This is a genomic window from Streptomyces sp. NPDC041205, assembly GCF_055591765.1.
The window spans coordinates 1,557,686-1,565,657 of the sequence record NZ_JBVIZH010000002.1 but is presented as its reverse complement, the minus strand read 5'-3'; the positions used below and the strand labels follow the sequence as shown (position 1 = coordinate 1,565,657).

Below are 7,972 nucleotides of genomic sequence, written 5' to 3'. Positions count from 1 at the left end.
AGATATGGAAGCCCTGTAAGGGGTGGAGTTGACTGGTACTAATAGGCCGAGGGCTTGTCCTCAGTTGCTCGCGTCCACTGTGTTGGTTCTGAAACCACGAACAACCCCATGCCATGGTCACGGTGTGGTGCGGTTGAGAGTTTCATAGTGTTTCGGTGGTCATAGCGTGAGGGAAACGCCCGGTTACATTCCGAACCCGGAAGCTAAGCCTTACAGCGCCGATGGTACTGCAGGGGGGACCCTGTGGGAGAGTAGGACGCCGCCGAACTAAATTTAAGGGAAACCCCCGCACCTCATGGTGCGGGGGTTTTCTGCGTTTAGGGTCTAGGCATGCGATACGAATTGATCATCTTTGACAATGACGGTGTCCTGGTCGACAGCGAGCCGATCTCCAACACGATCCTCGCCGCGTACCTGACGGAACTCGGGCACCCCACCTCGTACGAGGAATCCCTGCGGGATTACATGGGTGGTGCCATGCACCGCATCCACGACCTGGTCCTGGAACGGTCGGGGCAGCGGTTGCCGGACGACTTCGACGAGGTCTTTCACGAGCGGGTCTTCGCTGCCTTCAAGCGGGAGCTCGAGCCCATGGCCGGGGCCGTGGAGGTGTTGGAGAAGCTGACCGCTGAGGGCGTCCCCTTCTGTCTCGCGTCCTCCGGCAGCCATGAGCGGATTCGGGTCGGGCACCGGAAGACCGGGCTCGACAAATGGTTCGACGACGGGCGGATCTTCAGCTCGCAGGACGTGGGACGTGGGAAGCCGGCCCCGGATCTCTTTCTGCACGCGGCGGAGCGGATGGGCGTCGCTCCCGACAAGTGCGTCGTGGTGGAGGACAGCCCGCTCGGGGTGCAGGCGGCGCTCGCGGCCGGGATGGATGTCTGCGGCTTCACCGCCATGACCCCGGCGGAGCGGCTTCGTGATGCCACTCGGCTCTTCAGCGAACTGCGTGCGCTGCCCGAACTGCTTGCGTGAGCGTGCGCTGAGGGAGCAGTCGGGACGGGAGGCTCTACGCGAGCGGCTGGGGAAAGTCGTGAGGTGATCTATCTACCCACGGGTAGAGCGGGGATCTACGCTTCGCGGTCATGACGGAAACGCTGCGGCGTGGCAGGGCCTCCCTTGCGTTCGGCTTCCTGGTGCAGGGTGTCACGTTCGCGCTGCTGGTGACACGGATACCCGCGCTGCAGGACCAGTACGGGATATCCGACGGACTGCTGCCCGTGTTCCTGGCGGCCGTGCCGATCCTGGCGGGGGTCGGGAGCGTGTGCACCGAGCGGCTGGTGCGGCGGGTGCCGCCCAGTCGGGTGCTGCGGTGGTCGCAGCCCGTGGTGCTGCTCTCCCTGCTCGGGGCGGGTGCGGGCGACTCGGTGTGGCAAGTCGCCGTCGCGCTCGGGGCGTTCGGGCTGGCCGTCGGGGCGCTGGACGCGTCCATGAACATGCTGGGGGTGAGCCTGCAGCGGGCGTACGGGCGCAGCATCATGCTCGGGTTCCACGCGGCGTACAGCCTGGGCGGGATCGTGGGGGCCTCGCTGGCGTGGGTGGGGGCGCACTGGGATCTGTCGTTGCTGGTGTCGTATCTGCCGGTGGTCATCGTGCTGTTGCCGGCCGTGTTGGCGGGGAGTCGGTGGTACGTCGACGCGGGTGGTGGTGGGGAGAGCGGCGGGGGTGTGGAGGCCGACGGGGGCTCAGGGGGTGCTGGCGGGGGCGTGGGGCTCAAGGTTCTGTGGCCGCTGTGTCTTGTGATGACGTGTGCGTACATCGGGGACTCGACCGTCTCCAACTGGAGCGCGAAGTATCTGCAGGACGTGCTCGGGAGTTCGGAGCAGCTGGCGACGGTGCCGTACAACGTCTACATGGTGATGAACCTGGTGGGGCGGGGAGTCGGGGACCTGGGGGTGAGGCGGTTCGGGGCCGTCGCCGTGGTGCGGTGGGGCGCGGTGGTCGGGGCGGCGGGGTTCGGTGTGGTGGCGGTGGCGCCGGGGGCCTGGACGGGGATCTTGGGCTTCACGCTGCTGGGGATCGGGCTGTGTGTGATCGTGCCGCAGACGTTCGCTGCGGCGGGGCGGCTGTTCCCGAGGGCGTCGGACACGGCGGTGGCGCGGCTGAACGTCTTCAACTACGTGGGGTTCCTGATCGGTTCGCCGTTGGTGGGCGGGCTCGGGGACGCGTGGAACTACCGCGGGGCGATGGTCGTTCCCATGGTGTTGGTGCTTGTGATCTTCTGGTCGGCCCGGTCGTTCGCTCCCGGACCGGACCGATACGGTGACGGTCATGAGCGGCCGCGCACAACTGATGTGGGACGAGGCAGTAACGGGCTATGACTTCGGTCCAGAGCACCCCATGGACCCGGTCCGGCTCGCGCTGACGAGAAGCCTGATCAACGCCTTCGGTCTCGACCGCGACCTGGACGTGGTCGCGGCGAAGCGTGCCGGGGAGTCGACGCTGGGGCTCGTGCACCGCGAGGACTACATCGACGCGGTGAAGGCGGCCTCCGCGGACCCCGCGTCGGCGCGCGGGGCGTATGGGCTGGGGACCGAGGACGACCCCGCCTTCGCCGGCATGCATGAGGTGTCGGCGCTGATCGCCGGGCAGTCGGTCGGTGCCGCCGAGGCGGTGTGGCAGGGGGACGCGCTGCACGCGGTGAACTTCGCAGGTGGGCTGCACCATGCCATGCCGGGGAGCGCAGCGGGGTTCTGTGTGTACAACGACGCGTCGTTGGCCATCGCGCGGCTGTTGGAGCTGGGGGCCGAGCGCGTCGCGTATGTGGATGTGGACGTGCACCACGGGGACGGGGTGCAGGCCACGTTCTGGGACGACCCGAGGGTTCTGACGATCTCGCTGCACGAGCATCCTCGGACGTTGTTTCCGGGGACCGGGTGGCCCGAGGAGACGGGGGCGGAGTCGGCGGCGGGGAGCGCGGTGAACGTGGGGCTGCCCGCGGGGACGGGTGATGAGGGGTGGGTGCGGGCGTTTCACGCCGTGGTGCCTGAGCTGTTGGCTGAGTTTCGGCCGCAGGTGCTGGTCACTCAGCACGGGGCGGATACGCACTTCGAGGATCCGTTGGCGCATTTGGCCGTCTCGTTGGACGCGCAGCGGGCTGTGCAGGTCGCCTGTCATGAGTTGGCGCATTCCTACGCGGACGGGCGGTGGGTTGCGCTGGGTGGAGGTGGTTACGCCGTGGTGGATGTGGTGCCGAGGTCCTGGACGCATCTGGTCGCTGTCGCGGCTGGGCGGGAGATCGAGCCTTCGGCTGAGGTGCCTGAGGGGTGGCGGCGGGAGGTGTTTGCTCGTACGCGGATGCTTGGGCCCGGGCGGATGACTGATGGGCGGTGGCCTGTGGGGTGGCGGGGGTGGGACGAAGGGTACGACCCCGCGGATCGGGTGGATCAGGCTGTGTTGGCTGCTCGGCGGGCTGTGTTTCCGTTGCGGGGGTTGTTGGCTTAGGGGTGTTCCCCAATCCCGCCCCTTCCCGAGACCGGGGCTTTGCCCCTGGACCCCAAGGGTGGGACTCGCCTTCGGGTGGGACGGGGATCCGCTGATCGGCGCTTCGCGCCTCGTCCTCAAACGCCGGACGGGCTGAAGACTTCGCCGGGGCGGGCTGGGACGTGCGGGCTGCGGCAGTTGAGGTCTGGCACGTGGCCCGTCGCCCCTGGGCCATGAGCTGTTGGCTGCGGGCCGTGAGCCTTGGACCGTGAGCTGTTGGCTGCCAGCCGTGAGCCGTGAGCCATGAGCCGTGAGCCATGAGGTTGGTGAGGTGGTGGGGGAAGTGGGTGGGGTTAGCCCGACTGTGGGGTGTTTTCTGGGTTTTCGGGGTTCCGTGGGGGTATGTGCGGCAACATCGGGGCGTGTTGAGCACCGGAGCGTTGCGCGCGCATCTGCTGGCGGCCCGGCTCGCCGGGCCCGTGGCCACGTCGCGGGAGGAGAGCCTGCGGAGCTACCGGCTCTTCGCGGCGCGGGATCCGCGGATACTTCTCGGGCTCGACCCCGAATGGAGTTGGGGCGCGGGAGACTTGCTGCGGCTGATGGCGGACAAGTGCGGGGTGTCGGACGACCCCCGGCACACCACGGGGGCCGATGTCATCGACCCGGAGCGGACGTTGGCGGCCCTGGACGCGTTCGCCGAGCGGCTGCGGGAGGCGGCCGGGCGCCGGGTTCCCGTGCTGCTCGGGACTGGACACCCGCATCGGCTCCTTGGCTTCTACGCCGCGTTGGCCGAGGCCTTGTCGGCGGCGGGATGCACGATTCTCACCCCCGCGCAGGGTTGTCGTGTCGACATAACGACCCGGTTCGGCCTACGCACGTACAACCTTGACTACGTACAAGGCGTCGCGCTGGTGCGCGAACCCGGCGTGCGTCCCACCGGGAGTGAGACCGGCGCACACAGCCATTCTCCACTCCCGGTTCGGCGGGCCCTGGCGGCCCAGGCCGAGTCCGGCGGGCCGCTGCCCGAGCTGGTCATCGGGGACCACGGCTGGGTCTGCGGGGCAGGTCAGCTGGGGTTTGAGGCGATCGGTCTGGCGGATACGGACGATCCGGCGCTGTTCGTCGGAGAGGCGGAGGGGCGGGTGTCCGTCGTCGTTCCGCTTGATGACGCTGTGCGGTCTGATTACTACCGACCGCTTACTCGCTATGTACTCAATCGAGCGTGTCTGTCACAGTAAACGGCCGATGGCAGCTCCTCTTCCCCACTCGCATCACCCGCCCCTACTCTGGGGAGTGAGCGCACAGCGACGAAGAGTCACCGGAAGGGGAAGCCGGTGCGCGTCATGTGCGGAAGGTTCAGGTGTGTCATGGCTGCTGACCAGAGGCCTCTCAGCGAGGTTGCGTTTTTGACCGTGGCGGAGGTCGCCGCGGTGATGCGAGTCTCGAAGATGACCGTGTACCGGCTGGTGCACAGTGGTCATCTGCCCGCAATTCGGGTCGGAAGGTCCTTCCGAGTCCCGGAGAACGCGGTTCACGAGTACCTTCGCGACTCTTACGTGGGGGTGGAGACAGCCTGATCGATGTCCCTCGATTACAGGCTCGGCGCCAGGGCGGGTAGGCTAGGCCGACGTAGGTCGTGTGGGCCCAGACGCCCCGCACCGATGTCCCCGCGATGTGGGGATGTTCCGAGAAGTGAGCGAGGGTAGTCGTGGGCTCTGTTATCAAGAAGCGGCGCAAGCGGATGGCGAAGAAGAAGCACCGCAAGCTGCTGAAGCGCACGCGCGTTCAGCGTCGCAACAAGAAGTAAGCGACCGCTGACGTCAGCGAACGCAAGTGAACGTACTGAGGCCCTCCCGTCGTCCGACGGGAGGGCCTCAGTACGTTCGGGCCCGGCTTCTCGAACCCGTGGGTTCGGGCCCGCGCGGTCGAGCCCGTATGTCGAGCCCGTACGTCGAGGCCCATGAGTTCAGGCCAGAACTTTCAGGGGCGGGTCGGGTCTTGTCGTTCATAGGGGATTCAACAGTTCAAAGCCGGGCGAACGGCTTGATCTTTGCGGCGGAGTGTGTCCGTCGTCACTTCGTACGTCCCGCGGTCATCACAGCGCAACATCCACCCGCTAGCGTGGGCCCACGGACGTAATGCTCAGACGTGCCGCGGGGCGGGAGCATGCTCGCGCCTCGCGGGCTGGGGAAAGGCGGCGCTGATCTTGGGCAAGGTCGTGCTCGTGACCGGGGTGGCCCGGCAACTGGGCGGCAGGTTCGTCCGGCGTGTCCAGCGCGATCCGGAGGTCGACCGGGTGGTCGCCGTCGACGCCGTCCCGCCCGAGCACCATCTCGGCGGCGCGGACTTCGTCCAGGCCGACATCCGGCAGCCCACCATCACCAAGGTCCTCGCCGAGCACCGCGTCGACACGGTCGTCCACATGGACGTGACCGGCACCGCGCTCGCGGGCGGCAGCCGGGGCTCGGTCAAGGAGACCAACGTCATCGGCACGATGCAGCTGCTCGGCGCCTGCCAGAAGTCGCCGGCGGTGAAGCGCCTCGTGGTGAAGTCCAGCACCAATGTGTACGGTTCGGCGCCCCGCGACCCGGCGGTGTTCACGGAGACCACACCGCCGAAGTCGCTGCCCAGCGGCGGTTTCGCCAAGGACACCGTCGAGGTCGAGGGGTATGTGCGCGGTTTCGCGCGGCGGCGGCCGGACGTCGCGGTGTGTGTGCTGAGGTTCGCCAACATCCTCGGGCCGGCCGCGGACTCGCCGCTCGCGGAGTACTTCTCGCTGCCGGTGCTGCCGACGGTCTTCGGCTATGACCCGCGGCTGCAGTTCGTGCACGAGGACGACGCCGTCGAGGTGCTGCGCCTCGCCTCGCACGACCCGCGGCGCGGCACGCTGAACAGCGGCACGTTCAACATCGCCGGGGAGGGGCTGCTGCTGCTCTCGCAGTGCGCCCGCCGCCTGGGGCGGCCGACGCTGCCGGTGCTGCTGCCGGCGGTGACATGGGTGGGCGCGGCCCTGCGTACGCTCGGTGCCACGGACTTCTCACCGGAGCAGATCCGGCTGCTCACCCACGGCCGGGTGGTGGCCACCCGGCAGATGCGCGAGACACTGGGGTTCAGGCCCAAGTACACGACCGCGGAGGCCTTCGCGGACTTCGTACGCAGCCGGGGTCCCGGCCTGCTGCCCCCGGCGGCGCTCGCCGGGGCCGTCGACAGGATCGCGGCGCTGCCGTTCGCGGGGGGCGGCACGAAGTCCGGTGCCGGGGGCGGCGGACGCGATGCCGACAACAGTGCCCACCACAGCGCCAACTGAGGAGATCGTCAACGATGGCGGACGCCAAGGTCATTCCGTTCGACGACGACCGGTCGCGCGGGGCCGGTCAGCGGCCGGGGCGTCGCAGGCCCGGGCCGCGCCGTCCGGGCGACGGGGCGAAGGTGCGCGAGGTCAAGGCGGTCCCCGGCCGGTTGAACGGGGATGTGCCGGAGGGTGCCGCTCCGGGCGCGGAGCCGCTGGACGCGGGGGCCGTCGGGTCGGTCGACGCGGGCGCGCGTCCCACCGGGCCCCGGAGCGCGGGGCAGGGCGCGGCGGCGGAGTCGGCTTCCGTGCCGGAGCCGCGCGGTGGGGGTGGCGGCGGCTGGGACCGGCGGATCGCGGGTGGCCTCGCGTTTCTGCGGCGGCGGCTGACGGGCGAGTATCACGTCGATGACTTCGGGTACGACGAGGAGCTCACCGATCAGGTCCTGATGTCGCTGCTGCGGCCGCTGTACGAGAAGTACTTCCGCGTCGAGGTGAAGGGCATCGAGAACATCCCCGCCGACGGTGGGGCGCTGATTGTCGCCAATCATTCCGGGACGTTGCCGTGGGACGGCCTCATGATGCAGGTCGGTGTGCACGACAACCATCCGCATGGGCGGCATGTGCGGCTGCTCGCCGCCGATCTGGTGTTCATGCTGCCGGTCGTCAATGAGCTGGCGCGCAAGGCCGGGCATACCTTGGCCTGCGCGGAGGACGCCGAGGCGTTGCTGGAGCGTGGGGAGCTCGTCGGGGTGATGCCCGAGGGGTTCAAGGGGATCGGGAAGCCCTTTGGTGAGCGGTACAAGCTGCAGCGGTTCGGGCGGGGTGGGTTTGTCTCCACGGCGCTGCGGACGGGGTCGCCGATTGTGCCCTGTTCCATCGTGGGGGCCGAGGAGATCTATCCGATGATCGGTAACGCGAAGACGTTGGCGCGGGTGTTGGGGATTCCGTACTTTCCGTTGACGCCTACGTTTCCCTGGCTGGGGCCGTTGGGGGCGGTGCCGTTGCCCACGAAGTGGACCATTCAGTTCGGGGAGGCGATTCCTACGGATGGGTATCCGCCTGAGGCCGCTGAGGATCCGATGTTGATGTTCAATCTGACGGATCAGGTGCGGGAGCAGATTCAGCACACGTTGTACAAGTTGTTGGTGCAGCGGAGGTCGGTGTTCTTCTAGGGGTGGGGCCCTGCCGGGGGCTCCCCAAGCCCGCCCCTTCCCGTAACCGGGGGCTGCGCCCCCGGGCCCCCGTTATCGGCGCTTC

8 protein-coding genes and 1 rRNA gene are annotated in these 7,972 nt (G+C 68.4%); all 9 read left to right on the top strand.

Translation table 11 applies throughout. From position 1 onward, the window contains the following. Window positions 1-151: 151 nt before the first annotated feature. The 9 genes from rrf to ACZ6BG_RS14105 all read left to right on the top strand — a co-directional run bounded on the left by rrf (window position 152) and on the right by ACZ6BG_RS14105 (window position 7,887). Window positions 152-268 (top strand): 5S ribosomal RNA (gene rrf / locus ACZ6BG_RS14145). A gap of 62 nt (window positions 269-330) precedes the next feature. Continuing rightward, on the top strand, window positions 331-975 hold the full coding sequence (locus tag ACZ6BG_RS14140; protein ID WP_469000106.1) for an HAD family hydrolase: 645 nt from the start codon (window positions 331-333) through the stop codon (window positions 973-975). Between the two features lie 110 nt (window positions 976-1,085). Then, a complete protein-coding gene (locus tag ACZ6BG_RS14135) occupies window positions 1,086-2,321 on the top strand; it encodes an MFS transporter (RefSeq protein ID WP_469000102.1) in 1,236 nt (411 codons plus the stop codon). Next, window positions 2,272-3,444 carry an acetoin utilization protein AcuC gene (locus ACZ6BG_RS14130; protein WP_469000100.1) on the top strand — a complete coding sequence of 391 codons (1,173 nt, stop codon included), beginning with the start codon at window positions 2,272-2,274 and terminating at the stop codon, window positions 3,442-3,444. Before ACZ6BG_RS14135 ends, ACZ6BG_RS14130 begins: the two co-directional genes overlap by 50 nt. A 401-nt stretch (window positions 3,445-3,845) precedes the next feature. After that, window positions 3,846-4,661, top strand: coding sequence for a phosphatase (locus ACZ6BG_RS14125; protein WP_469000098.1), 816 nt, complete (start codon window positions 3,846-3,848; stop codon window positions 4,659-4,661). A gap of 129 nt (window positions 4,662-4,790) precedes the next feature. Further along, window positions 4,791-5,000 (top strand): helix-turn-helix domain-containing protein, encoded by a 210-nt coding sequence (locus tag ACZ6BG_RS14120; protein ID WP_157164103.1) that lies wholly within the window; start codon window positions 4,791-4,793, stop codon window positions 4,998-5,000. A 131-nt stretch (window positions 5,001-5,131) separates the two neighbouring features. Then, window positions 5,132-5,230, top strand: a complete 99-nt coding sequence (locus ACZ6BG_RS14115) for a 30S ribosomal protein bS22 (protein WP_003948845.1) — start codon at window positions 5,132-5,134, stop codon at window positions 5,228-5,230. Window positions 5,231-5,629: 399 nt separating this feature from the next. Further along, window positions 5,630-6,730 (top strand): NAD-dependent epimerase/dehydratase family protein, encoded by a 1,101-nt coding sequence (locus tag ACZ6BG_RS14110; RefSeq protein ID WP_469000093.1) that lies wholly within the window; start codon window positions 5,630-5,632, stop codon window positions 6,728-6,730. A gap of 14 nt (window positions 6,731-6,744) precedes the next feature. Further along, complete coding sequence (locus tag ACZ6BG_RS14105) at window positions 6,745-7,887, top strand: lysophospholipid acyltransferase family protein (RefSeq protein WP_469000091.1); 1,143 nt, start codon at window positions 6,745-6,747, stop codon at window positions 7,885-7,887. Window positions 7,888-7,972 lie beyond the last annotated feature (85 nt).

Excerpts from the sequence above, each read along its gene's own strand:
- ACZ6BG_RS14140 (WP_469000106.1), top strand. The coding sequence starts at position 331 with ATGCGATACGAATTGATCATCTTTGACAATGACGGTGTCCTGGTCGAC.
- ACZ6BG_RS14135 (WP_469000102.1), top strand. The coding sequence starts at position 1,086 with ATGACGGAAACGCTGCGGCGTGGCAGGGCCTCCCTTGCGTTCGGCTTC.
- ACZ6BG_RS14130 (WP_469000100.1), top strand. The coding sequence starts at position 2,272 with ATGAGCGGCCGCGCACAACTGATGTGGGACGAGGCAGTAACGGGCTAT.
- ACZ6BG_RS14120 (WP_157164103.1), top strand. The coding sequence starts at position 4,791 with ATGGCTGCTGACCAGAGGCCTCTCAGCGAGGTTGCGTTTTTGACCGTG.
- ACZ6BG_RS14105 (WP_469000091.1), top strand. The coding sequence starts at position 6,745 with ATGGCGGACGCCAAGGTCATTCCGTTCGACGACGACCGGTCGCGCGGG.